Consider the following 23086-nt stretch of genomic DNA (forward strand, 5'->3'; position numbering starts at 1 on the left):
ATAGAAAGGTGAAATGGCGGGATCAAAACTTGAAGATTCGTCTATTTGGCGAGGGAACGATTTTTGTGAAAATAGAAAAACAAGCCTTGTCTAATTTCTGATCATATCAGATCACGTTGATTCATAGAATAGTGATAAATGGGACAGGGAGGATATCATGATGATCTTTGGTATTCCAATTTGGGTATATTTCTGTATTGTATTTATTTTTGTGAGTGGTTTTATGGCTTTTCGGGCGATGAGGGCTGAGCAAAGGGTGGAACAGCAATTTATAGAGCGTGAGGGACGAGTCTATTTGAAAAGAATGTATGAAGAGAAAGAAAAACGTAACAAAGGAGCAAGGGACGTTGGGTAAGCGTTACTTGAGCAGTTGAATAGAAATAAGAAAAGCCAGGTGAGATTCCACCTGGCTTTTTCATGCTTATTCACTTGATTTGTTTTCTTCAGAGGAACTTTGTTCTCCTTCAGCGTTGCCTTCTTTAGAAGATTCGTCAGATTTACTTTCTTCTTTATTGCCTTCAGAGCTATTTCCTTGTTCAGATCCTTCAGAAGAGTCTCCGCCGCCTTCGCTCTTAGGAGGCTCTGGCTGCTTAAATAAATCTTTGAATTGATCAAGCTTCACGTCGATTTCTGCTTCTTTCATAAGTTTATCCATTTTCGCTTGCAGTTGCTGCTGGCTTACTTTTTGACTAACGAGTGTACGCTTAATTTCTTTCTTCGCTTCTTCGTACGATTTTACATCTTCAACTTTACGCTTGTCCGTTACTTTAATAATATGATATCCAAACTGTGTCTTAACAGGATCACTTATTTCGCCAACTTCTAAACCGTAAGCAGCGTCTTCAAACTTAGGAGCCATTTTACCAGGTCCGAAGTAACCTAACTTACCGCCTTTTTTGGCAGACCCATCTTTTGAATATTCACTAGCCAGTGTTCCGAAATCCTCACCGTCTTCAAGCTTTTGTTTCACTTCTTTAGCAGTCTTTTCATCAGACACTAAAATGTGACTCGCTTGTACTTCGGTCTTCATACGCTCATAGTATTGCTTCATTTCTTCTTCTGATATATCTACTTCTTCAGCCGCAGCTTGTTCCTGTAGAAGACTTAAACGAATAACTTCCTTAAAGGCTTCTTCATCTGAGAAACCGGCTTGCTGAAGTACCGTCTGAAACTTATCACCGTATTGTTCTTTAAGGTTTTCTAACTCCGCATTGACGGCCTCATCAGAAACCTCATAATTAGCTGCTAATACTTCTTCCATTACTAGCTGTTGTAAAACTTGGTCGCCATGCTTATTCTTAAGCTCTTGATAAAATTCTTCCTTCGTTACTTCTCCTCCGCTTGTTTCTACCACTGTTTTTGAATCTCCAGAGGAACAAGCAGATAATGTAAATACACTTGCTGCAAGGGCAGCCGTTATAGCCAATTTCTTCATGATACGTACACTCCTCGAACAATTTGGTAGTCTTTCTTCACGTAGAGGTTTAACAGCCCATGAGTTAATATAACATATTTTACCTCAGCTATTCCACAAGAAGTGTAAAAAATCAGAAGAAGTCTAGGTGCGGGCCCATTCACATCTGATTTTTATCGCATAGGATGTCATATGTCTCAAGGTTGGGGGTGAGTTTATGAGTTACGGATATGGTGGTGGATTTGCGTTAATCGTAGTTTTATTTATCTTGCTCATCATCGTAGGTGCAGCATGGATGTAATTTGATATGAAAAACAGGCTATGTTTATTTTTGGAACATAGCCTGTTTGATTACATATGGTTGAGTACATCTACATAGGAAGTGATCAGCAGAATGGTGATCAATACGTTGATTGTTCGAAATACTCGTGATTGCTTTTCAGTGGACATCTTAGTTTTTAAACACAAGGAATGAGTGAGAGAATTGAATACAAATAAGACGATTAGTCCGTAAATAATAAATACGAATGCCACGATGAAGAACCTCCTTTATTCCTATTAACCTACTCTATCAAAATTTTGTCACCTTGAACAGAAGAAACCTTTAAAGAGCTCGTTCCAAAAATTTAACGAATGAATATACGGTGAATCACTTAACGGATGATATGCTGTTCATTATGTATAATGGACAAGTATTTTTAAAAAAAAGCGCCTGCTCTTATCATTATAAGAGCGGCGCTTATGATTTATTACAATTCTGGTCTTTGAATCAGAATATCGTAGCCGTTTTTAGAATTGGCAATCACACAGCGGCGCGGTGCTCGCGCAAACTGGTTTAAATAAAGAAAGTCGGGAAGTGAAAGTCCAATATTAACAGCGGCGAATATGACCAGGTAGGCAAAGTAGCCTGGAAAAATTACGCTCATCATCAAAGCCGGCACAGTAATTAGCAATGTAGGTGCCATGGCCATAATGATTGAAGTTTGTTTAGAAAGCTTTGACGTACACTGATACGTGAAAGTTGGTGTAATTCTGTTTCTGAATTTGAACGTTACGCGAACACGTTTATATAGTAATACCAATGGTAAAATATGCATAAGCCGGTGTATCGCAGGTAAGAGAAATAACCCTATCAATAAGGGAATAAATCCAAGATCAATCATCTGAGTCGTTTCATGGATGATGGATAATGGAAGGTAGATTACTAGAAAAGACATTAGTCCAGTTAATAGTGATAGTAAGCAGACACGATTGAAACCGAACTCTTTGTTAATATTTACTGATTTCCAGCAATTCATGATAGAATCCTCCTTTGCGAAACAAAAAATACTGTGATTTGTTTTAAAATATCGGTATGATGAACTCGTAAGTGCTGTAGAGCTTTATAAGCACAAGACGTATGTTAGTATGTTTCGTATGAAAAATCAATAGGTTTTTTACTAAAAAAATATTAATTTTTTCATCCATTTAAAAAGGCTTATACATACAGTAAAATATCATTGCTGTTGTGGGGAAAAGGAGGCAAGAAAAAGTGGAGAGAGAGGATTCTTATAAAGACCTTCATTTTCAAGTTCATCTCCTTTTGAATGTAAAAGAAATGAAGCATTATCCTTTTACTCAAATGGTCATCAAGCACGGTTTAACCGAAGCGGAATATTTGGAAACGATCAGGTTATTTGAGGAACTTGAACATACATATGAGCAGGACCAGGAGGACGGGTTAATCGATCATTCTCCTCTACTTATTCATTTCGCTGGAATGTTGTGTTATAAAATGCCGGTCGAAGCCACGATCATGGCTATGTATGAAGAGAACATACATCCATCTCTTACTGACCGATTATTAAAGCTAATCCGCATATAAGAAAGCCCTTCCTTTAAAATAGGAAGGGCTCTCTTTATTGATATTTAATTGAAGTGGAGCATAAGCTTGAACATGTCAGGGTAAAGGTGTTTTATTACTAGGTTTGATTTCTTGAAATGTTTTAGAAATATAATGATGAAAACTGATCATATCTTCTATACGTTTCTGTAAATGGGCGGCCTCGGATCCAAGTTGGGCCTGATGAGAGCCGCTTTCCATTTGGTGATCAATAGCCTGAAGAGCAGCCATCTGGTCATGACTGGCATCAAGCCACTTTTGTATATAGGAAGACATAAACTTTCTATATAAGTTTTCATCTGCTTGATAAAGGTCTTTTCTAACCCCTTTCTTCCACACGCGTTCGACTAATCCTTGATCAACTAAATACCGGACACCGGTACTCATCGATGTTTTACTTTTCCCAAGGGCTTCGCTCATTTCATCGAGCGTCATAGGACGGTGATGCAGGTAGAGCGTCACAAACAGGCGGGAATCCGCCAGGGACAAGCCAAACATTTCAAGTGTTTTAGAGAACTCTTGGATAACCTTGGTGTTAAAATGTTCAATAGTCTGATTAGAAGTAGATACCATTCGATCTCTCCTTGCCAAATAGGTTAATTTTACATTACTATACATGCCAAAAATTGAAAAATTACAGATAATGCAGAAAAACAGAGATATTTATCGAAATCTGTAGTTATTTCGTATTTTAATTACGTACAGAATAAACTGTATGTAATTTTTGAACTTATTTATAAGAATTTATCGTTTGAATTTTATATTGCAAATAGGTTACAGTGTATAAGGCGATGTAATGAGTACGTTGGTCGTACAATGACTGAACAATAAAAAGATGAGGTGAGAGATGTGCCGATCATTGAAGTGAAGGACCTCTCTAAGATCTTCGGAAGACATGCGAAAAAAGCAACGAAGTATCTGGATGAAGGTTTATCTAAAGAAGAAATATTAGCAAAGACCGGAAACACAGTGGGTGTTAATCGAGCATCCTTTGATGTAGAGGAAGGTGAAATCTTTGTCATCATGGGCCTTTCTGGTAGTGGTAAATCTACTTTAGTTCGTTTAATTAATAGATTAATTGAACCAACTGAAGGCAGTGTGTACATTGATGGAGAAGATTTGGCAAAAATTGATAAGCAGAAATTAAGAGAAGTACGCCGCCAGAAATTGAGCATGGTTTTCCAACGTTTTGCTCTGTTTCCTCATCGAACTATTATGGAAAACGCCGAGTTTGGTTTGGAAGTACAAGGTGTCGATAAGGAAGAGCGGCAGAAAAAAGCCAAAGAATCGCTGGAAATGGTAGGGCTTGGAGACTACATTCAACAGTTTCCAGGGCAGCTATCTGGCGGAATGCAGCAGCGTGTCGGTTTAGCAAGGGCCCTTGCTAATGACCCGGAAGTGTTATTGATGGACGAAGCTTTCTCAGCACTGGATCCACTTATTCGAAAAGAGATGCAGGATGAACTGCTCGAACTGCAAGAGTCGATGAAGAAAACGATTCTATTTATTACTCACGATTTAGATGAAGCATTGCGGATTGGGGATCGAATTGCGCTGATGAAGGACGGACGAATTGTACAGATCGGAACTCCGGAAGAGATTTTGGTTAATCCAGCGAATGAATATGTTGAGAAATTCGTGGAAGATGTCGACCGTTCTAAAGTCTTAACAGCAGAACACATCATGAAACGTCCAGAAACGGTAGATGTTGAGAAACACGGTCCAAGAACTGCGCTTGAACGCATGCGCAAAGAAGGCCTCTCCAGTATTTATGTCACCGATGCGAAGAGAAATCTTCATGGTTATGTCACGGCTGATGATGTAGCGGAGGCGGCTAAAAATGAAGAGAAAAGCTTAAAAACGATCTTGCGTTCAGAGGTGCCTCAAGTACAAAAAGGTACTTCCATGCAAGAAATCTTTACGATTATTCACGATGCACCTGTTCCTGTTGCAGTCGTTGAAGAAGGAAAGCTGCTCGGTATTATTGTAAGAGGCTCAGTGCTGGCAGCATTAGCTGGAAATGAGGTGAATGTAAATGAAAATAATTCCTAAATTACCGGTAGCTGAATGGGTTTCCGCAGCTACGGAATGGACAACAGATACATTTGAATTCCTGTTTGATTTTATTAAAGAAGACTTCGGGCGTTTTATCGAGTTCTTTGCAGAAGGGCTGTTAATGGAGATTCCTATTTGGCTGTTTATTGTTGTCATTGGACTCATTGCTTTCTTTATTTCAGGCAAAAGAATTGGGCTCACAGCCTTCTCCGTAATTGGACTTTGGTTTATTCAGAACCAGGAGCTGTGGCCAGAGTTGATGAACACCTTTACTTTAGTTGTTTTTGCTAGTTTAATCTCGGTCATCATCGGTGTTCCATTTGGAATCTGGATGGCGAAAAGTAAAGTCGTACAAAGTATTTTGACGCCAATATTGGATTTCATGCAGACAATGCCAGCCTTTGTTTATTTAATACCAGCTGTAGCATTCTTTAGTATCGGGATGGTTCCTGGTGTGTTTGCGTCTGTTATCTTTGCAACACCGCCAACCGTACGTTTTACAAACCTTGGAATTCGTCAGGTTTCTCATGAGCTAATTGAAGCGTCTGATGCCTTCGGAACAACAGGCATGCAAAAACTGTTTAAGGTCCAGCTGCCTATGGCTAAGAAAACGATTATGGCAGGAATCAACCAAACGGTTATGCTGGCGCTGTCCATGGTTGTTATCGCATCTATGATCGGTGCCAAGGGACTGGGACAGACAGTTATTACAGGCCTACAGCGTGCTGAAGTAGGTACAGGTTTTGTTGCGGGTCTGGGTATTGTTATTTTAGCGATTATCATTGACCGCTTCACGCAAAATTTAAATACGCAACGTGGAGATCAAGCTTAATCTATTAGGTTATAAAGGCTGATAACAGCCTTTTGACAATAAATATATTTTATTAAAGGGGAGAACATTTTTCATGTTTAATTTAAACTTGAAACGTCTAGGAATTGCCGCAGGCCTTTCACTTACACTTGTGGCTGCAGGTTGCGGGTCTTCTGAAGAAGATAGCTCAAACGCAAGTGGAGGAGAAGGCGAAGCAAATTATGGGGAACAATTAGATTACACTATCACAGGTATTGAAGCAGGTGCTGGTGTAGTAGCAGCATCTCAGAAAGCTGTAGAAGAATACGACAGTCTTGCTGGATGGGAAGTGTCCACTTCTTCCTCTGGCGCTATGGCGACAGCTTTAGGTGACGCGATTGAAAATGAAGAGCCAATTGTAGTAACAGGTTGGTCACCTCATTGGAAATTTGAAAAGTATGATTTGAAATATTTAAAAGATCCTAAAGGTGTCTTTGGGGAAGCAGAAAAGATTAAGACAATGGTTCGTAAAGGACTAGAAGAAGATAAACCAAATGCTTATAAAATTCTTGATCAGTTCAAATGGTCTTCAAAAGATATTCAAAGCGTAATGCTTAATATTAATGAAGGAACGGCTCCAGAAGAAGCTGCTAAGGCATGGATTAAAGAGAATCAAGATAAAGTAAGCTCTTGGACAAAAGGTACTGAAAAAGTTGATGGAACAAGCGTTGAGCTTGTGTACGTGAACTGGGATACTGAAATTGCCTCAACGAATGTCGTGGCAGAAGTGTTGAAGCAACAAGGGTTTAACGTAACCATTACACCACTGAATAATGGTCCAATGTGGGAAGCTGTTGCAGAAGGTGAAGTAACAGGAATGGTAGCGGCTTGGTTACCAGGAACTCACGGAGACTTATATGCAGAATATAAAGATAGCTTAGTTGATCTTGGCCCTAACCTCAAAGGCGCTAAAATCGGCCTAGTTGTACCAGCATATATGGATGTTGAGTCTATTAAAGACTTGCAGCCAAAAGAATAGAAAGCTTAAAAAGAAAGCAGCACTCCATCATATTGGAGTGCTGCTTTTTTGAGTGAAAAGCTCGTATAGAGCAACTGTTAGCTGAACGTTACCTTATTGGTGGTTAACCACTTCATGGCTTGGCTGTGTATCTGAACTTTGTTCAGCTTTCGCTTTTTCCTCAAGCTCTTTTAAGCTTTCTTCAATCTGTTCAAGATAACTTTGGATTTTCTTTTGGTGAGGCTCAACAGTTTGTTTCCAGCTTTCGATCGAAGTCTTCACGTCTTCTGATAATTCTTTGATGAGTTCAGCGCCTTCTTTAGAGGTTTGTGCAATTTGATCCTTCAGCTGAAATCCTTCTTCTTTCAAGCTCAGGATCGTAGTTTTCAAGTTCTCGCTTTTCAACTTGGCATTTTCACGGAAGTCGCGCCCAGAGGATGGTGTGTTGAGCAATGTATAAGCAGCCCCGGCGACTCCACCTACTATCATTCCGAGTACAAGTGATTTTGCGTTTGGCATAAAAAAACCCCTTTCGATTCCATATCCTATTTATTATTTTCTCTAAATACACAAGAATGAAACCTAAAATCATGAAAAATGTTTAAAATAATGATCTCTTAGAGAAAAAGACCACTACAAATGATGTAGCGGCCTTTATATGAATAAATGCTTGAGACCTTAATTAATTTTATGGCTGTACGGGTAAAGATTGACTGATTCTTGAACGTTTCATAATACGTTGGGCGATCGGATAAATGACCGTCATTACGAACGTATTGACAACAGCAGTTGGAAGAACAACTGTAGCAAACATTACAGTAAAGCTTGCATCCATAAGTCCGATCACAAATAACACACAGCTTAAGAAAATAGTTCCGCTAACCACTGTACCTATTGCTGTTAGAACAGAGGCCGTAACCTTCTTAAGTAACTTTCCTAGTGCGATATATAATCCAAAAAAAGTTAATGCAGTCAACGGTTTATCAATTAAGTTAGCTATCTGTCCTCCTGGTACGGTTGTGGTCAGGGCTGAAATAAATCCAGTGGCTACAGATAAGAGTAAAACATACGGCAGTTTAGGAAATAACATAATCCCTAAAAACATCATCGCAAGCATCATATCTGGTCGCATCCCGAGGAAAAACGGGGGCATAATGGCATGCAGCACCGTACCGATCCCAATTAACAACGACAGCATAACTAATACACGAGTATTCATTTTGTTCATCTCTCCTCATCTCCACTAATCTCATCTAGTAGTAGTTCAAAAATTCACTCCTCAGACGTACCCTCATGGTCGCCTGCAAAAGCATAGCTTTATTATAGCAAAAATTAAGCACCATGCAAAGCATTCATACGTCTTTAATTCTGAATATTTTGACTAATATTATTCGCGATATGCTGCAGGTCCTCACTCGTGTAGTCATCTGTGTGGACAGTCCATTGAGGCTCAAAACCATCCTCCGCTCCGTACCTTGGAATAAGGTGGATATGTAAATGAAAAACAGACTGACCGGCAGGCTCTTCATTGTTATTCAAAAGGTTTAAGCCAATGGGTTCAAACGATTGCTTAAGGGCATTGGCGATCTTAGGCACACGTGCGAACAGCTTTTCAGCTACACCTGAGTCAGTATGATAGAGGTCCTTCGTATGTTCTTTTGGAATAATCAAGGTGTGACCTTTGGTGACTTGGCTGATGTCAAGAAAAGCATAAACATCGTCATCTTCGTACACTTTGGCAGAAGGGATTTCACCGTTAATAATTTTGCAAAAAATACAATCATCTACTTGTGTCATGTCCTTCACTCCTTGGTCATATTTGTATAATTATATCATAATTTAAGGCGTTTTCACGAGAGACGTCCCTCTATAGTAGAAAGGTGCAACCCTAATGAAAAGTGTGATAAAATTTGAAAAGAATGTACGCAATGGAAAAGAGGGAGAACCATGAAATCCTTGTTACATATTGATAGCCTCCATGGGGGTTACACACATAAAAATGTATTACATGGTATATCGTTTGACGTATTTCCAAAAGAGATCGTGGGATTAATAGGTTTAAACGGTGCCGGAAAGAGTACGACGATTAAGCATATTATTGGCATGATGCAGGCTAAAAAAGGGAAAGTGGCCATAAATGGCACGACTTTTGAACAGGACCCTGAGAATTACCGCCAACAACTGGCTTATATCCCTGAAATGCCGATTCTGTATGATGAATTGACGTTGTACGAGCATCTCCACTTAACGGCGATGGCTTATAATGTGCCAGAGGAGCTGTTTAAGAAAAGGCTTGATCCTTTGTTAAAAGAATTCCGGTTGGAGAAAAAGCTCAATTGGTTTCCTGTCCATTTTTCCAAAGGGATGAGGCAGAAGGTGATGATCATGTGTGCCTTTCTGATTGAGCCTGAGCTTTATATCGTGGATGAACCTTTTGTGGGTCTTGATCCGCTTGGAATTCAATCATACCTGCAATGGATGGATGAAATGAAGGAAAATGGAGCAGGCGTATTAATGTCTACTCACATTTTAGCGACAGCAGAGAAGTATTGTGATCGTTTCGTTATTCTGCATGATGGGGAAATACGCGCTATCGGTACGCTCGATGAACTGAGACAATCGTTCGGTAAACCAGGAGCTTCTTTGGACGATATTTATATCGCTTTGACGAAGGAAGAAAACCATGATTGATGCGAAAAAGTTTTGGAATCAGCGCTTCCAGGAACACATAAAGGAAACAAGCCGATACTTGCGTTATATTTTTAACGGCCATATCGCGATTGCAATGATTTTCTTTATATCGGCTCTTGCCTATTACTATCAACAGTGGCTGATGAATCTGCCGGAGTCGTTTCCAACCGCATGGATTGTAGGAATTGCCTTCGGGCTTGTGGCCAGCTACAGCCCGGTTCGTACCTTGATGAAAGAGCCGGACTTAATATTCCTGCTGCCGGCAGAACATCAGCTTGGGGATTATTTCAAACGTTGTCTGTACTACAGTTTCGTTATTCAGTTATATTTAATTTTCATTGTGGCAGCCGCACTGGGACCACTATATTTTGCTTCATACCCTGCCCTTGGGACACAGCACTACTTAACGATGATTGTCGTTATGCTGATTGCAAAAGGGTGGAATATGCTGGCCAATTGGTGGATGTTAAAAGAACGCAATGCGAATATTCGCTTGACGGATCAACTAGTTAGAGGCGTAATCAGTGTTCTGCTGTTTTATTTTCTGGCTCAAGGGGAGTGGGTCTTCGCAAGTGTTGTGACGATATTATTAGTCGTGATCATGCTATATGCCTACTACTTATCTCGGAAAAAAGCCGGACTGGCCTTTGATTTATTAGTCAGTAAGGATCAAGCCCGGATGCGTACTTTTTATCGGATCGCCAACATGTTTACAGATGTTCCTCATTTAAAAAATACCGTGAAAAAAAGACATTCACTTGTTCGGCTGTTGCTGGCACCAATCAGCTATCGTCAAGATCAAACCTTTACGTATTTGTACCGAATCACGTTTGTCCGCAGCAGTGATTATTTAGGGATGTACTTACGTTTAATGGCCATCGGCGGTTTGGCTGTTTGGTTTGTACCGAACTTATGGGTTAAGGTGGCCTTCGCGATTTTGTTTCTGTATTTAAGTGCTTTCCAAATGATGTCACTTTGGAATCACCATCGTACAGTTGCCTGGCTTGATTTATATCCAATTAAGCAGGAATGGAAACAAACGGCTATGCTTAAAGGACTTACCCAGCTGATGGTCGTTCAAACCGTTGTCTTTACGTTGTTGTTCGTGATTCAAGCGAACTGGTTAGGAGCGGTAATCGTATTGGCAGGCGGAATCGCGTTTAGTGCAGCCTTTATTCAGGGCTATGTGAAACAAAAGTTAGTATAGTGAGGCTGGAACATAAATAAAGCAATAATATCAAAAAACGAACGATGAAAAAGTGAATTGTATAAACGCAGATCATTAGCGTAGTCAAAATACGTAGACTCCTGCGGGAACAGCGCGAGTCGAAGATCCCGCAGGAAAGCGCCCTTTGCTTTCCGAGGAAGCTGAGGCCGTGCCCGCGGAAAGCGAAGTGTTTTAACGAAGCGATGTAGAAATCCTTTCTTGCCACACAAATAATCTGAGTTGATTTCAATAGAATTGTTCGGATGATTAATTTAATTTTGTCCCAGCTTTATTTTTAGTAGGAGGCAGTTTAATGGGGTATGAAGTAGATGTGTATAAAGAAGCAATGAGGTGGAGCAGATCACTGGAGAAGCGCTCTTCCATTTTCCAAAGATCATCCAAGCGATTACAATCGTCTATCAACGATCGAATCCCGGATCGGGTTCATTCCATTGTTACCGAAAGTGTTCGTAAAATGATCGAATTGGCTTTAACTACTTCCAAATATATTCGTCCGATCGATGTTGAGGAATCGTGGAATTTTCAGAAACGGGAGGAGCTTGTTTCACAACGACTGCAAGAATATAAAGGAGCGGCTTCCTGGGAAGGGGCAGGTACAGGATTTGGAGGATTTTGGCTTGGGGCGGTTGATTTTCCATTGCTGCTCAGCATTAAAATGAAGTTTTTATTTGATTCGGCACAGTACTATGGGGTCGATGTAAATAAGTATGAAGAGCGCGTGTATTTACTGCATATTTTTATGCTTGCTTTTTCAAGTGATGAGGAACGCGTGAGGGTACGGGATATTGTATTGAATTGGGAAGAAGCGCCTGTAGAGCGAAAGGAGATAGACTGGAAAACGTTGCAGATTGAATACAGAGATACGATTGATCTTGCTAAATTGTTTCAGCTCGTTCCTGGCTTTGGAGCGATCGTAGGGTATGTAGCTAATAAACGATTTCTTGAGCAATTAGGGGAGACGACAATGAATGCTTATCGTCTCCGCATGCTGAAAGGTTAATTACCATGTTCTTGGAATGAGCGGTAAGCTTGCAGCAGTGTTTTTGCTGCATGGGGAAGAGCACGCTCGTCAAAGTCAAACTTCGGATGGTGATGAGGATAGGCATGCCCAGGAATTTGCGCCCCTGTAAAGTAAAAGGCACCAGGTTTCTGTTGTAAATAGTAGGCAAAATCTTCGCCCGCCATGGAAGGATCCACCTCTTCAGTTCGAAGGGAGGCATCGGCTTGTGGTGCGTCCTGCAAGATCAATTCGGCCTGGGCAGCGTGATTGATAACCGGCGGGTAGCCTTTCTCGTAATCAAATTGATAGTCGGCCCCAGCACTAATACAAGCACCTTTAACGATTTTCTCCATTTCCTTGATGATCAGTTCTTGAACTTCAGAGTCAAATGTGCGAACTGTTCCGGTTAAAGTGGCTGTGTCCGCGATAATGTTAAACGTTTGACCTGATTCAAACGTGCCGACGGTGAGGACGGCTGTTTTAAGTGGATCGACTTTACGGCTGACTACTTGCTGCAGGGAAGAAACGAGCTGCGAAGCAATCACGAGAGCATCTTTTGTGAGGTGTGGCTGAGCTCCGTGTCCGCCTTTTCCCTGGATTTTGATTGTAAAACTATCGGCACCTGCCATAAATGGACCTTTAGATGTTTGGATAACGCCTAGAGGTGTGCTTGCCCATAAATGTGTTCCAAATACTGCATCTACGTCATCGAGCACCCCAGTATCAATCATCGCTTTTGCACCGCCTGGAGGGAGTTCTTCTGCATGCTGATGGACAAAAACTACAGTGCCGGGGAGCTGATCTTGAAAAGGCAGCAGGGCTTCAGCTACGCCCAAAAGAGCAGCCGTATGGCCATCGTGGCCGCAGGCGTGCATGGCCCCATCATTTTTTGACTTATAAGCTACTTCATTCTCTTCTTGGATCGGCAGGGCATCGAAATCTGCCCGCAGAGCTACTTTCTTTCCAGGCTTTCCTCCAGCTAATGTCGCAACGATCCCATTTCCCCCGACATCTTTCTGATAAGGAATGCCGAGCCGTTCATATGTATCCGCGATAAAAGACGCAGTTTCCGTCTCATGAAAGGAAACTTCAGGGTGTTGATGTAAATACCTTCTTGTCTTCAGCATGTTGTCATATTGATCGTCAATGGCTTGAAAAATGGAGTCCCACATCTTTATTCCTCCTTCTTGTTCTTTGGTATTCAATATATCAGGGATTCAGCCAAAAATGAAACAAAATAAGCTCGCCATACGTGCGATGAATTTCAGTTTGTAGAGCAACCTCGTTTTTTCAGCACAAATGAACACTATCGAAAAGAAAAACATCAGGCTGTCGGGACCCGACAGCCTGATGTTGGTTTTGTAGTGAGCTTATTCTTATGCTTCGTGTAAGCGGGAATCTTTTAACAGGCGGTCAATCTCTTCCATATGACCTGTTTCATCAGCAATTAAATCATCCAATTTAATGGAGAGTTCAGTTAAACCTAGTTCATCAGCTTGTTCTTTACGTACTTCATAACGTTTGATCGTATCGTATTCAGAATTTCTTGCTTCAACTAACATTTCTTTAACCTCAGATAAAGGTTTAACCTCGGCTGGTTTAGTTGTTGGAGTACCGCCAAGGATACTGATCTTTTCAGCCAAGTAAACGGCATGGCCTTGTTCATCGGCTACTTCACTTTCAAAAAACGGTTTAAGAACAGAACGATAAAGCCCGGACACTACTGCAGCGTTGTAGGTGTACATAATAGAAGCAGCATATTCATGAGCTAAGTCTTCATTTAGTCCATCGATTAGTTTCTTCATTTTTTCATCCATTGATTATCATCCTTCCGAGTTAATGTTATCTCCACTTCATGTATTCCCTGTTCTTAACTCTTTAAACGTCGTTATTACATTATCTTTGCCTATAACGTAAGATACATCCACAAAAGTCAGAGAGGGGCGATGGGATGCCGGTCTCACTATTATTTCCTCGGGAATAGATTCTACGGGTGTTGGCAGTTAAACCTGGTTTTGGACTTTTTTTGACAATTGGGAAAAGGTGGCTATTTATAAGGTTAATTTAGTTTAATTTCAAAGCAATAACTTGTATAATAACATGTGGAGAGAAGGAGAAGGGACGATCAAAATGAAGAAACAAAGCGAGACTTTGTTATTTATTGCCTGGGCTCAGGCACTCGTGGCTGCACTTGGGAGTTTGTTTTATTCGGAAATTTTAGGCTACACTCCATGTGAGCTTTGTTGGTATCAACGAATTCTCATGTATCCGCTTGTCATTATTTATGGAGCCGCTCTCATTAAGCGGAAAGCTGAAGTGGCTATTGCTGGATTGATTTTGAGTGGGATCGGTATGGCTGTATCGATTTACCATTATTTAATTCAAAAAGTACCAGCCTTTCAATCAGCAGGAGATTCTTGTGGACTAGTTCCATGTAACGCGGAATATGTAAACTACTTAGGCTTTATTACGATTCCCTTTTTAGCGGGAACAGCATTTATTATCATTTTCATAAGTCATATCATGATCATTCGGTCAGAGAGGAAGAGTAGCTAATGAAGAGAAATATGATTATATTCGGAACGATATTAGTTGGGTTACTAGTGATCCTGGCTTTTGTGGTCAACTACCAAAACTCCCAGAAGGCTGAAGGGAATCCATACGGAAAGAGCAACTTAGAGCAGGGGACGATTGAACAGCTCGATGATCCGAACTACCAGAATCAGATTCTGCCGGACGAGCTGGAAAAACAAATTAGTTCAGGTGAGCCTACAACGGTTTATTTTTACAGCCCAGATTGTGTGCACTGTCAGCGAACGACTCCGGTATTAGTTCCATTGGTACAAGATCTTGGTGTCGATATGAAAAAGATGAACCTGCTGGAATTTGAGAATATGTGGCAGGAGTATGGTATTGAGGCAACCCCAACTCTCGTTCATTATGAAAATGGGGAAGAGGTAGCTAGAATTGTTGGGTCACAGAAGCCTTCTACATTTGAAGAATTTTTCCAACAAGAAGTGCTGGACGGTGAAAAGCAAGAGTCATAAGAAAAGTGAGCGGCCTAAAGCTGCTCACTTTCTTTATGATTCATCAAGTTGGGTCATGTGATATTTAGTGATATATGGCTTGCCATCAATAAAGGACGGTTTCTGTTTGTGATCGGGGCCAGAGTTTTGATGGGCTTTCTCAAAGGCTTGAGAATTCTTCCAATCTTCAAAGCTCTGTTCATTGCGCCATTGTGTGAAGACGACATACGTGTTTCCTTTAACGGGGCGCAAAATACGAATGGCTTGGAATCCATCCATTCCTTCAACTGACCCCACCCGTTTCTTGAAGCGGTCTTCAAATAAAGGGCGGCCTTCAGAAGAGACAGGAATGTTATTCATGACTACATATCCAGTGTTCTGTACGTCTCCGGCAGAATCAACGATTTCATAATCGCGGCCTTCTTCAAAGATGGAAGGTTCGTCTCCTTCATAGTAGGCGACGGTTTTGTCTTGAGCCTGCATGAACAACAGATTGGCTTCTTTGTACTGTTGATCTAGCTTTGCTAAATAGTTTAATGTACCATTTGTCATAGATACGATCATTTAGAAATGTCCCCTTTCCTGCTTCAGCTTAAGTGTAGCAATTGTGCAGGATCAATCGCAAGTTTTAACGTGATAAGAAAGGATGCACGACGTGTGAACATCAAAGAATATCTAAAAAGCCGTCCAACCTGGATGAGTTCTCTTAAATGGCCGGCCATTGCTATAGGCGCCATATTCTTACTGGCTTTAGCCGGGTACTTATTTATTGTTTTTGGCGGAAGATTTGTCGTTTCAGAAAAAGAACTGGTTTTAGATGTGGCCACAACCGTGGAAACAACCGAGGGTGAAGTCATTGAACGGATTTATACGAAGAATCGTACGTTAGTTGATATTTCAGAGATTCCGGAACATGTGCAGCAGGCCTTTGTGGCGATAGAGGACAGCCGTTTCTATGAGCATGCAGGGGTCGATTTTAAATCTGTTCTCCGTGCCGTATATCGTGACATTATTGCCATGGGGAAAGTCGAAGGAGCCTCTACCATCACCCAGCAGCTGGCTAAGAATTTATTTCTGTCGAACGACAAATCTTGGATGCGAAAAACAAAAGAAGTGATGGCAGCTATTTATTTGGAAAGAAATTATACAAAAGATAAAATCTTAGAGCTTTATTTGAATCGCATTTATTTTGGCAACGGTGCTTACGGAATCGAAGCCGCTTCGCAAACTTACTTTAATAAGTCGGCTTCAGAGTTGACGGTGGCTCAAGGTGCCTTGCTTGCCGCATTGCCAAAAGCCCCTAACAATTATTCACCGTTTGAAAACCCTGAACGGGCTGAGGACCGGAGAAATATTGTGCTTTCCCGCATGGAGGCGCTTGGAATGCTCGAGGCTGAAAAAATGGTGAGCTTGCAAGGGTCCACCCTCGGGGTCGAAAAACCAGAAGAAGATACGGAAACATGGTCAAACAGTTATGTGGATCTTGTGATCAAAGAGGCAGCGGAAGAGTACCACTTATCTCGAGAGGAATTGAAGCGGGGAGGTTATCGTTTGGTTGTCAACATGAGCCCTGAAATTCAGGAAATCGCTGCTGCTGAAATGAAGCGTGGTGAGTTTGTTCAGGGTTCAAAAGGTAAGGCGGAAGGTGCCTTTACATTAATGGAGAATGACAGCGGAGCCCTTGTGGCTGCAGTTGGCGGGCGTGACTTCACGCACGGGGATATAAATCGCGTCACTGTGAAAAAACAGCCTGGGTCTGTCATCAAACCTCTCGCTGTGTATGGTCCAGCTTTAATGAGTCCTAAATATATTCCATATTCACTGCTTGTTGATGAAAAACGCTCTTATGGCGAGTACAGCCCGCGTAATTATGATGGAGAATATGCTGGACTCACATCGCTTTATCAAGCTCTCGTTGAATCTAAGAATGCTCCGGCCGTTTGGCTGCTTGACCAGATGGGAATTTCTTATGCCAAAGAGTATTTGGAAGCACTAGGTTTGCCGACAGAAGATCAAGGACTAGCGATTGCCCTTGGCGGTTTATCAAGAGGGTATTCACCGTTGCAGTTGACGGAAGCTTATCGAAGTTTTGCTCGAAAAGGAAAGGTCACCAACGCCTATACGATTGAAAAAATTATCAATCGGGACGGTGAAGTGATTCATCGACATGAGCAGGAAGAACGACAGGTTTTTGACAAACAAACAGCCTGGTATATGACGGAAATGCTTGTGACGACAGTGTCTGAAGGTACCGCAAAAGCAGGAAGCTATCCAAAGGCCTTAGCAGGGAAAACAGGCACCCAACAGCATCCGACCGTTGAGGGAAAGAATAAAGAGGTATGGTTTGCTGGTTATACCCCTGAATATACTGGCACACTATGGATGGGATACGACAAGTCAGGAAATGAGTATTATCTATCTGGCGGCAGCTCGTATCCGACCAAATTAATGAAGTCGATTTTAACCAAGGTCGATCGTAAACAAGATTTGGCTGATACTTTTGCGAAACCTGAAGGAATGAAACAGCTGCCAAAACCGATCACGCTGCCCGTGCTGACAGATGTCGAAGGTTCGATCGGATTTGGCGGTATCGGCCTGATTCGCGGCACGCTGTCGTGGACACCTAGTAAAGATGAAAGAGTTGTATATCGGATTTATCAAGGAACAGGCGATGAGAAAACGTTAGTGGATCAAGTGACAGGGAAAGGTGAATACCACGTTGGAGTCCTGGACGTTTGGGATGAGCCGACATTTACCGTTGTTCCTTATGATCCGTTGACGGGCCTCGAAGGAGAACCTTCAAACCCCGTAACATTAGATTGGTAAAAGCGTCCCGCAAAACGTACAAAATCGTGACAATAGGTTCGTTTTCCTATACACAAAGTCCATTAATCGGTATAGTGGAAAACGGATGAAGATGTCCGTGTGGAATGGAATGTTCAAAGGTTTTGAACACGCATTATAAAGGAGTTATAAATCATGTCGAAAGAATTGAATGATACGATCTTAAAGGCTTTTAGAGGAGAGGAAACAGACTACACTCCAGTTTGGTTTATGCGCCAGGCCGGACGGTCACAGCCAGAGTACCGTAAGTTAAAAGAGAAGTACTCTTTGTTTGAAATTACCCATCAGCCGGAGCTGTGTGCCTATGTCACACGCCTGCCTGTGGAGCAATATGGTGTCGATGCAGCTATCCTGTACAAAGATATCATGTCACCACTGCCGGCGATTGGGGTGGATGTTGAAATTAAGAAGGGGATTGGACCTGTCATTCATAATCCCGTTAAGAATAAAGCGGATATTGCTAAGCTCGGGACGATCGAACCGGAAGTAGATGTACCTTATGTACTCGATACAATCCGTCTTTTGACAAGAGAGCAGCTGAACGTTCCATTGATTGGATTCAGCGGGGCACCGTTTACACTGGCGAGCTATATGATTGAGGGCGGGCCGTCTAAGAATTATAATAAAACTAAATCACTGATGTACAGTGATCCTGAAGCGTGGTTTATGCTGATGGACAAGCTGGCGGATATGACAATTACGTACGTCCGTTCCCAAATCGCAGCGGGAGCACGTGCGATTCAAATTTTCGACTCATGGGTAGGTGCCTTGAATGAAACAGATTATCGGGCATTTATTAAGCCCGTGATGGAGCGGATTTTTAATGAATTGCAGCCTGAAGGTGTACCGCTCATTCTTTTTGGTGTCGGAGCAAGGCATTTAGCAGGGCAATGGGATGACCTGCCGATTGATGTATTAGGACTCGACTGGAGAATGTCGATTACAGAAGCACGAGAGATGGGCATTACAAAGCCGCTGCAAGGAAATTTGGATCCATCGATTTTACTGTCGGACTGGTCTGTTATTGAGGAACGAACGAAACAAATTCTTGATGAAGGACGTCAGCATCCTGCGCATATTTTTAACCTTGGACACGGTGTCACGCCAGATATCAGTCCAGAAACGCTAAAACGGCTGACACATTTAATTCATGACTACTCCAAATTATAGAGGTGAAGTACTGATGGCAAAAAAACAAATCGGCCTGCTCGTGATGGCCTACGGAACTCCCTATAAAGAAGAAGATTTAGAACGTTATTATACACACATTCGTCATGGCCGCACGCCTACACAAGAGATGCTGCAGGACTTGCGTGATCGATATGATGCAATTGGCGGAATTTCTCCCTTAGCGCGCATTACGCAAAATCAAGGTGAGGAATTGGCCAAAGCATTAAATGAGCAGCAAGATGATGTGGAATTTACGTTATACTTAGGACTTAAGCATATTGAACCTTTTGTTGAAGATGCCGTAGCACAAATGGCAAAAGACGGTATTGAAGAAGCGGTGTCGCTCGTATTGGCCCCTCATTACTCCACGTTCAGTGTTAAATCTTACAATGGACGTGCAAAAGAAGAAGCAGAAAAGCATGGGATCGCCATTCAATCAGTCGAAAGCTGGTATGATGCTCCTGGTTTTATCGACTACTGGAAAGAACAAATCCTTAAAGAATATGCCAAAATGGATGAAGCGGAGCAGTCGAAGGCCTGCTTAGTCGTATCTGCCCATAGTTTACCGGAAAAAATCTTGCAGGGCGGCGACCCTTATCCTGATCAGCTTCAGAAAACAGCCGAACTGATTTCTGAAGCGTCTGGGATTACCCAGTATGAAATTGGCTGGCAAAGTGAAGGGAACACGCCGGATCCGTGGCTCGGACCTGATGTTCAGGATTTGACGAGAGATCTGTATCATGAGAAAGGCTATAGGTCATTCGTCTACGCTCCGGTAGGCTTTGTGTCAGACCACCTGGAAGTTCTTTACGATAACGACTATGAATGTAAGGTCGTTTGTGAAGAGCTTGGTGCGAATTACTATCGTCCAGAAATGCCGAATACACATCCGGATTTTATCGGCACGTTAGCTGGTGTAGTACTGGATAAAGTCAACGAACGGGTGTAGACGATGGCTGAATCTAACAAAGTAATTATAATAGGCGGCGGAATCTCCGGATTAACCGCTGCTTATTATTTACAAAAAGAAAAGCAGCAGCACGAGCTGCCATTGGATGTCCAACTGATCGAAGCTTCACGCCGCCTAGGCGGAAAGATAAACACCCTGAAACAAGATGGTTATACCATTGAGCGCGGCCCAGACTCTTTTTTAGAACGAAAAAAGAGTGCCACACGATTGGCGAAAGAAGTAGGGCTTGAGGACAAGCTCGTTCCAAATGGAACCGGTCAGTCATATATATTAGTCAACGAAAAGCTCCATAAAATGCCGCAAGGGGCTATCATGGGGATCCCGACAAGAATTCGTCCCTTTCTGTTTTCCGGGCTGTTCACGCCCGCCGGGAAAATCCGTGCGGCCTTTGATCTAGCTAAATCTAAACAGAAGGCGGGGGACGATCAATCGCTTGGTTTGTTTTTCAGAAGAAGATTAGGGAATCAAGTCGTTGAAAATCTTATCGAGCCGCTGTTATCCGGCATTTATGCCGGCGACATTGACGATTTAAGCTTGCAGGCAACTTTTCCACACTTTTATGAACTGGAACAAGACTATGGCAGTCTTATTAAAGGCTTACGGAAAACGAGAACCCGGCCGCCTAAGAAAGCGAAAAAACCAAGCATGTTCCGGACACTGCGCCACGGTCTCAGCTCGCTTGTTGATGCCACAGCTGACAACCTCGAGCCGGGGGCGATTCGTAAAGGGCTTCAAGTCGACCATATTGAGAAAAAACAAGATCATTATCACCTTCTGCTTAGTGATGGAACCGTAGAAAAATGTGATGCTGTAGTCATCGCCGCTCCATTTTTTGCGGCACAGCGCATGCTGTCTCAATATGCGTTTATGGATGCTTTCAAAGAAATGAAAGCAACATCTGTAGCCAATGTCGTGATGGCTTTTGATAAATCGGCCATAAAAAAAGACATTGACGGAACCGGGTTTGTTGTTTCACGAAATAGCAAATTCAGAATTACGGCATGTACATGGACCCATAAAAAGTGGCCCCATACAACACCGGAAGGAAAAGTCATGCTTCGCTGTTATCTAGGGAAGCCTGGCGATCAGGAAGTCGTGGACTTACCAGATGAAGAGATTGTTGCGATTGCCTTAAAAGACCTGAATCAAACGATGAATATTACCGCTCAGCCTGACTTTTCTCTCGTAACTCGCTGGCATAACGCCATGCCGCAGTATTCCATTGGTCATAAGCAGCGCTTGCAGACCGTAGAGGACAATATGCGTCGTGAGCTTCCAGGTGTTTATTTGGCGGGGGGGTCCTATAAAGGAATTGGCTTGCCGGATTGTATCGATCAAGGTGAAGCTGCAGTCGACCATGTTCTCCAATATTTGAATCTGACTTCGCGTTAGACTAGGCGGCTGCAATCATGCAGCCGTTTTTTTGCTTGTGAAAAATTTTGCTAGGAACACAGCGGTTTCCGGAATGATTGTTCGCTAACTTGGCAGGATTGTCCCGCAGCCAATAGCAATTGTTTCTTAACTCAATGGGATTGTTCCGGATCTCCTTAAGATTGTTCTTTATCTAATGCAGCAGATTTAATTCTTGCATCTTTTGGAATGTATTAGTATCCTTTTGTTATGTAAGCGATTTCAGAATAGAAACTTGCAGGAGGAATAGTATGGCTACGATTGAAGATGTAGCAAAGTTAGCGGGTTTATCAAGAACTACAGTATCCCGTGTGATTAATGATCAACCGTACGTTACAGATGACAAAAAGCAGCGAATCATAGATGCTATGAAAAGTTTAGGATATGTCCCCAATTCATCAGCAAGGAGGTTGCGAAGGCGGTGCACGGAAACGATTGCTGTCCTGCTTCCGCGAATTACGAATCCATTTTTCGGGAAACTGATTGAATCCATGGAAAAAGAGGCGTCCAGGAACGGTTATCAGGTGATTGTCTGTCAAACACATGATGATAAACAAAAGGAACTTGATTATTTGCAGTTACTTAAAACGAAACAAGTTGACGGTGTGGTTATGGCTTCGCTGATTAACGATTGGCAGGACATCGAACCCTACCTCGCTTCAGGCCCCATTGTTCTGTGTAATGAATACAGGCCGGCCCATGGAGTATCAATGATTCATATTGATCATAAACAAGCCGCTTATGAATCAACATCTCACCTTATTCGTGAGGGATGCGAACATCTCGCTTACGTAACAGGCGGCCATGACACTTTCATAGCTTCAGAGCGGAAAGCAGGCTTTCTAGCAGCACTGGCTGAAAATGATCTTGAGTTTGATCCAAAGATGGAGGTGGACTGGGCTCTGGATGTTGGCGATGGGCAGAAAGTTTTCCAATACTTAATAGAACATCATCCGCATGTGGATGGCGTGTTTACTGGATCGGATGAAGTAGCGGCTGGGATTGTTTATGCTGCCGGTCAGTCTCGGTGGAGCATCCCAGAAGATCTCGCCGTTATCGGCTTTGATAATCAGATGCTTTCCTTGCTTATGGTTCCTGCCATAACAACGATTGAACAACCTGTCGAGGACATGGCAGCCAAAACAATTGAAGTATTAGTCGCTAAAATGAATGACAAAGGCCCTGCTCAGGAGCGTCGTTTTGTTTATCCACACGAATTAATTGTCAGGTCGTCTACAAATCGAAAACAAATGGTTTCTCAATCCGCACCTTTATAAGCGTGCGGATTTATTAATGTTAGAATCAATTTGTTTTTGGGAAGAATAAGGAGAGGTTAGGTCCGAATCTTTATGGTTATGGGTAGAATATTTTTGAATATGGGGAGAATCAATCTGACTTTGGGTAGAATCACACTGAGTTGGGTCCGAAGCATGGATAGGGTAATTGACTAGCTCGGAGTTCAAGGAAGTTCTGGGAAAAACCGGGAACAGAGGAAGTTCGGTTAAGACCGGTTACAAAGGAAGTTCGGCTAAAACCGAAACGTCCTGTTTCAACGCCGAACGACCCTACGTCGTGTAGGGCCTGTGCC

26 protein-coding genes are annotated in these 23086 nt (G+C 42.2%); 16 read left to right on the top strand and 10 right to left on the bottom strand.

What is annotated here, in order from left to right; all coding sequences use genetic code 11:
• Positions 1-157 precede the first annotated feature (157 nt).
• Entirely contained in the window at positions 158-355 is a 198-nt protein-coding gene (locus tag B5354_RS13415; protein ID WP_425432132.1) for a sporulation YhaL family protein, read from the top strand.
• 66 nt (positions 356-421) lie between these two features.
• On the opposite strand, the gene B5354_RS13420 is transcribed toward B5354_RS13415, so the two are convergent.
• Positions 422-1435 (bottom strand): peptidylprolyl isomerase, encoded by a 1014-nt coding sequence (locus tag B5354_RS13420; RefSeq protein WP_079529325.1) that lies wholly within the window; start codon positions 1433-1435, stop codon positions 422-424.
• A 196-nt stretch (positions 1436-1631) separates the two neighbouring features.
• Between B5354_RS13420 and B5354_RS13425 the strand changes: the two genes are divergently transcribed.
• Positions 1632-1715, top strand: coding sequence for a YjcZ family sporulation protein (locus B5354_RS13425; RefSeq protein WP_079529326.1), 84 nt, complete (start codon positions 1632-1634; stop codon positions 1713-1715).
• A gap of 50 nt (positions 1716-1765) precedes the next feature.
• Here B5354_RS13425 and B5354_RS13430 read toward each other — a convergent pair whose 3' ends face one another.
• Positions 1766-1948 (bottom strand): hypothetical protein, encoded by a 183-nt coding sequence (locus tag B5354_RS13430; RefSeq protein WP_079529327.1) that lies wholly within the window; start codon positions 1946-1948, stop codon positions 1766-1768.
• A gap of 215 nt (positions 1949-2163) precedes the next feature.
• Positions 2164-2712, bottom strand: coding sequence for a DUF3267 domain-containing protein (locus tag B5354_RS13435; protein WP_245804792.1), 549 nt, complete (start codon positions 2710-2712; stop codon positions 2164-2166).
• A gap of 233 nt (positions 2713-2945) precedes the next feature.
• On the opposite strand from B5354_RS13435, the gene B5354_RS13440 reads away from it, so the two are divergent.
• Positions 2946-3278, top strand: coding sequence for a DUF1878 family protein (locus B5354_RS13440; RefSeq protein WP_079529329.1), 333 nt, complete (start codon positions 2946-2948; stop codon positions 3276-3278).
• A 75-nt stretch (positions 3279-3353) separates the two neighbouring features.
• On the opposite strand, the gene B5354_RS13445 is transcribed toward B5354_RS13440, so the two are convergent.
• Positions 3354-3869: a GbsR/MarR family transcriptional regulator gene (locus tag B5354_RS13445; RefSeq protein WP_079529330.1), complete on the bottom strand. Its 516-nt coding sequence runs from the start codon at positions 3867-3869 to the stop codon at positions 3354-3356.
• Between the two features lie 276 nt (positions 3870-4145).
• On the opposite strand from B5354_RS13445, the gene B5354_RS13450 reads away from it, so the two are divergent.
• The 3 genes from B5354_RS13450 (at position 4146) to B5354_RS13460 (ending at position 7180) form a co-directional block, all read left to right on the top strand.
• Positions 4146-5348, top strand: coding sequence for a quaternary amine ABC transporter ATP-binding protein (locus B5354_RS13450; protein ID WP_079529331.1), 1203 nt, complete (start codon positions 4146-4148; stop codon positions 5346-5348).
• The gene (locus B5354_RS13455; protein ID WP_079529332.1) at positions 5332-6183 is read left to right on the top strand and encodes an ABC transporter permease; all 852 of its coding nucleotides are present in this window, start codon (positions 5332-5334) and stop codon (positions 6181-6183) included. Before B5354_RS13450 ends, B5354_RS13455 begins: the two co-directional genes overlap by 17 nt.
• Positions 6184-6256: 73 nt before the next feature.
• Complete coding sequence (locus B5354_RS13460; RefSeq protein ID WP_079529333.1) at positions 6257-7180, top strand: glycine betaine ABC transporter substrate-binding protein; 924 nt, start codon at positions 6257-6259, stop codon at positions 7178-7180.
• Between the two features lie 93 nt (positions 7181-7273).
• On the opposite strand, the gene B5354_RS13465 is transcribed toward B5354_RS13460, so the two are convergent.
• The 3 genes from B5354_RS13465 to B5354_RS13475 form a co-directional block, all read right to left on the bottom strand.
• Positions 7274-7678, bottom strand: a complete 405-nt coding sequence (locus tag B5354_RS13465) for a YtxH domain-containing protein (protein ID WP_079529334.1) — start codon at positions 7676-7678, stop codon at positions 7274-7276.
• Between the two features lie 169 nt (positions 7679-7847).
• Positions 7848-8378 (bottom strand): tryptophan transporter, encoded by a 531-nt coding sequence (locus B5354_RS13470; RefSeq protein WP_079529335.1) that lies wholly within the window; start codon positions 8376-8378, stop codon positions 7848-7850.
• A 143-nt stretch (positions 8379-8521) separates the two neighbouring features.
• Positions 8522-8956, bottom strand: coding sequence for an HIT family protein (locus B5354_RS13475; RefSeq protein ID WP_079529336.1), 435 nt, complete (start codon positions 8954-8956; stop codon positions 8522-8524).
• Between the two features lie 150 nt (positions 8957-9106).
• Between B5354_RS13475 and B5354_RS13480 the strand changes: the two genes are divergently transcribed.
• The 3 genes from B5354_RS13480 to B5354_RS13490 all read left to right on the top strand — a co-directional run bounded on the left by B5354_RS13480 (position 9107) and on the right by B5354_RS13490 (position 12078).
• Complete coding sequence (locus B5354_RS13480; protein ID WP_079529337.1) at positions 9107-9850, top strand: ABC transporter ATP-binding protein; 744 nt, start codon at positions 9107-9109, stop codon at positions 9848-9850.
• On the top strand, positions 9843-11057 hold the full coding sequence (locus B5354_RS13485; protein ID WP_079529338.1) for an ABC transporter permease: 1215 nt from the start codon (positions 9843-9845) through the stop codon (positions 11055-11057). The genes B5354_RS13480 and B5354_RS13485 overlap by 8 nt, the downstream gene beginning before the upstream one ends.
• A 313-nt stretch (positions 11058-11370) precedes the next feature.
• Complete coding sequence (locus B5354_RS13490) at positions 11371-12078, top strand: EcsC family protein (protein WP_079529339.1); 708 nt, start codon at positions 11371-11373, stop codon at positions 12076-12078.
• On the opposite strand, the gene B5354_RS13495 is transcribed toward B5354_RS13490, so the two are convergent.
• Positions 12075-13250, bottom strand: a complete 1176-nt coding sequence (locus tag B5354_RS13495) for a M20 metallopeptidase family protein (protein WP_079529340.1) — start codon at positions 13248-13250, stop codon at positions 12075-12077. The genes B5354_RS13490 and B5354_RS13495 overlap by 4 nt on opposite strands.
• A 204-nt stretch (positions 13251-13454) precedes the next feature.
• A complete protein-coding gene (locus B5354_RS13500; RefSeq protein ID WP_079529341.1) occupies positions 13455-13895 on the bottom strand; it encodes a ferritin-like domain-containing protein in 441 nt (146 codons plus the stop codon).
• Positions 13896-14208: 313 nt separating this feature from the next.
• Between B5354_RS13500 and B5354_RS13505 the strand changes: the two genes are divergently transcribed.
• Positions 14209-14634 (top strand): disulfide oxidoreductase, encoded by a 426-nt coding sequence (locus B5354_RS13505; protein WP_079529342.1) that lies wholly within the window; start codon positions 14209-14211, stop codon positions 14632-14634.
• On the top strand, positions 14634-15125 hold the full coding sequence (locus tag B5354_RS13510; RefSeq protein ID WP_079529343.1) for a thioredoxin family protein: 492 nt from the start codon (positions 14634-14636) through the stop codon (positions 15123-15125). Before B5354_RS13505 ends, B5354_RS13510 begins: the two co-directional genes overlap by 1 nt.
• 33 nt (positions 15126-15158) lie before the next feature.
• On the opposite strand, the gene B5354_RS13515 is transcribed toward B5354_RS13510, so the two are convergent.
• Positions 15159-15668, bottom strand: coding sequence for an antibiotic biosynthesis monooxygenase family protein (locus B5354_RS13515; RefSeq protein WP_079529344.1), 510 nt, complete (start codon positions 15666-15668; stop codon positions 15159-15161).
• Between the two features lie 93 nt (positions 15669-15761).
• On the opposite strand from B5354_RS13515, the gene B5354_RS13520 reads away from it, so the two are divergent.
• The 5 genes from B5354_RS13520 (at position 15762) to B5354_RS13540 (ending at position 22775) form a co-directional block, all read left to right on the top strand.
• Entirely contained in the window at positions 15762-17930 is a 2169-nt protein-coding gene (locus tag B5354_RS13520) for a transglycosylase domain-containing protein (RefSeq protein ID WP_245804793.1), read from the top strand.
• Positions 17931-18083: 153 nt separating this feature from the next.
• Positions 18084-19118 carry a uroporphyrinogen decarboxylase gene (gene hemE, locus B5354_RS13525; protein ID WP_079529345.1) on the top strand — a complete coding sequence of 345 codons (1035 nt, stop codon included), beginning with the start codon at positions 18084-18086 and terminating at the stop codon, positions 19116-19118.
• 13 nt (positions 19119-19131) lie between these two features.
• Complete coding sequence (gene hemH / locus B5354_RS13530) at positions 19132-20067, top strand: ferrochelatase (protein ID WP_079529346.1); 936 nt, start codon at positions 19132-19134, stop codon at positions 20065-20067.
• 3 nt (positions 20068-20070) lie between these two features.
• Positions 20071-21480: a protoporphyrinogen oxidase gene (hemY, locus tag B5354_RS13535; RefSeq protein ID WP_079529347.1), complete on the top strand. Its 1410-nt coding sequence runs from the start codon at positions 20071-20073 to the stop codon at positions 21478-21480.
• 269 nt (positions 21481-21749) lie between these two features.
• Positions 21750-22775, top strand: coding sequence for a LacI family DNA-binding transcriptional regulator (locus tag B5354_RS13540; protein WP_079529348.1), 1026 nt, complete (start codon positions 21750-21752; stop codon positions 22773-22775).
• Positions 22776-23086: the final 311 nt, after the last annotated feature.

It is taken from the genome of Halobacillus hunanensis (genome assembly GCF_900166655.1).
GTDB classification, from domain to species: Bacteria; Bacillota; Bacilli; order Bacillales; family Halobacillaceae; genus Halobacillus_A; species Halobacillus_A hunanensis.

Coding starts and splice junctions, on each gene's coding strand:
- B5354_RS13415 (WP_425432132.1), top strand. CDS start 158: ATGATGATCTTTGGTATTCCAATTTGGGTATATTTCTGTATTGTATTT.
- B5354_RS13420 (WP_079529325.1), bottom strand. CDS start 1,435: ATGAAGAAATTGGCTATAACGGCTGCCCTTGCAGCAAGTGTATTTACA.
- B5354_RS13425 (WP_079529326.1), top strand. CDS start 1,632: ATGAGTTACGGATATGGTGGTGGATTTGCGTTAATCGTAGTTTTATTT.
- B5354_RS13435 (WP_245804792.1), bottom strand. CDS start 2,712: ATGAATTGCTGGAAATCAGTAAATATTAACAAAGAGTTCGGTTTCAAT.
- B5354_RS13445 (WP_079529330.1), bottom strand. CDS start 3,869: ATGGTATCTACTTCTAATCAGACTATTGAACATTTTAACACCAAGGTT.
- B5354_RS13455 (WP_079529332.1), top strand. CDS start 5,332: ATGAAAATAATTCCTAAATTACCGGTAGCTGAATGGGTTTCCGCAGCT.
- B5354_RS13460 (WP_079529333.1), top strand. CDS start 6,257: ATGTTTAATTTAAACTTGAAACGTCTAGGAATTGCCGCAGGCCTTTCA.
- B5354_RS13465 (WP_079529334.1), bottom strand. CDS start 7,678: ATGCCAAACGCAAAATCACTTGTACTCGGAATGATAGTAGGTGGAGTC.
- B5354_RS13470 (WP_079529335.1), bottom strand. CDS start 8,378: ATGAATACTCGTGTATTAGTTATGCTGTCGTTGTTAATTGGGATCGGT.
- B5354_RS13475 (WP_079529336.1), bottom strand. CDS start 8,956: ATGACACAAGTAGATGATTGTATTTTTTGCAAAATTATTAACGGTGAA.
- B5354_RS13480 (WP_079529337.1), top strand. CDS start 9,107: ATGAAATCCTTGTTACATATTGATAGCCTCCATGGGGGTTACACACAT.
- B5354_RS13485 (WP_079529338.1), top strand. CDS start 9,843: ATGATTGATGCGAAAAAGTTTTGGAATCAGCGCTTCCAGGAACACATA.
- B5354_RS13490 (WP_079529339.1), top strand. CDS start 11,371: ATGGGGTATGAAGTAGATGTGTATAAAGAAGCAATGAGGTGGAGCAGA.
- B5354_RS13495 (WP_079529340.1), bottom strand. CDS start 13,250: ATGTGGGACTCCATTTTTCAAGCCATTGACGATCAATATGACAACATG.
- B5354_RS13500 (WP_079529341.1), bottom strand. CDS start 13,895: ATGGATGAAAAAATGAAGAAACTAATCGATGGACTAAATGAAGACTTA.
- B5354_RS13505 (WP_079529342.1), top strand. CDS start 14,209: ATGAAGAAACAAAGCGAGACTTTGTTATTTATTGCCTGGGCTCAGGCA.
- B5354_RS13510 (WP_079529343.1), top strand. CDS start 14,634: ATGAAGAGAAATATGATTATATTCGGAACGATATTAGTTGGGTTACTA.
- B5354_RS13515 (WP_079529344.1), bottom strand. CDS start 15,668: ATGATCGTATCTATGACAAATGGTACATTAAACTATTTAGCAAAGCTA.
- hemE (WP_079529345.1), top strand. CDS start 18,084: ATGTCGAAAGAATTGAATGATACGATCTTAAAGGCTTTTAGAGGAGAG.
- hemH (WP_079529346.1), top strand. CDS start 19,132: ATGGCAAAAAAACAAATCGGCCTGCTCGTGATGGCCTACGGAACTCCC.
- hemY (WP_079529347.1), top strand. CDS start 20,071: ATGGCTGAATCTAACAAAGTAATTATAATAGGCGGCGGAATCTCCGGA.
- B5354_RS13540 (WP_079529348.1), top strand. CDS start 21,750: ATGGCTACGATTGAAGATGTAGCAAAGTTAGCGGGTTTATCAAGAACT.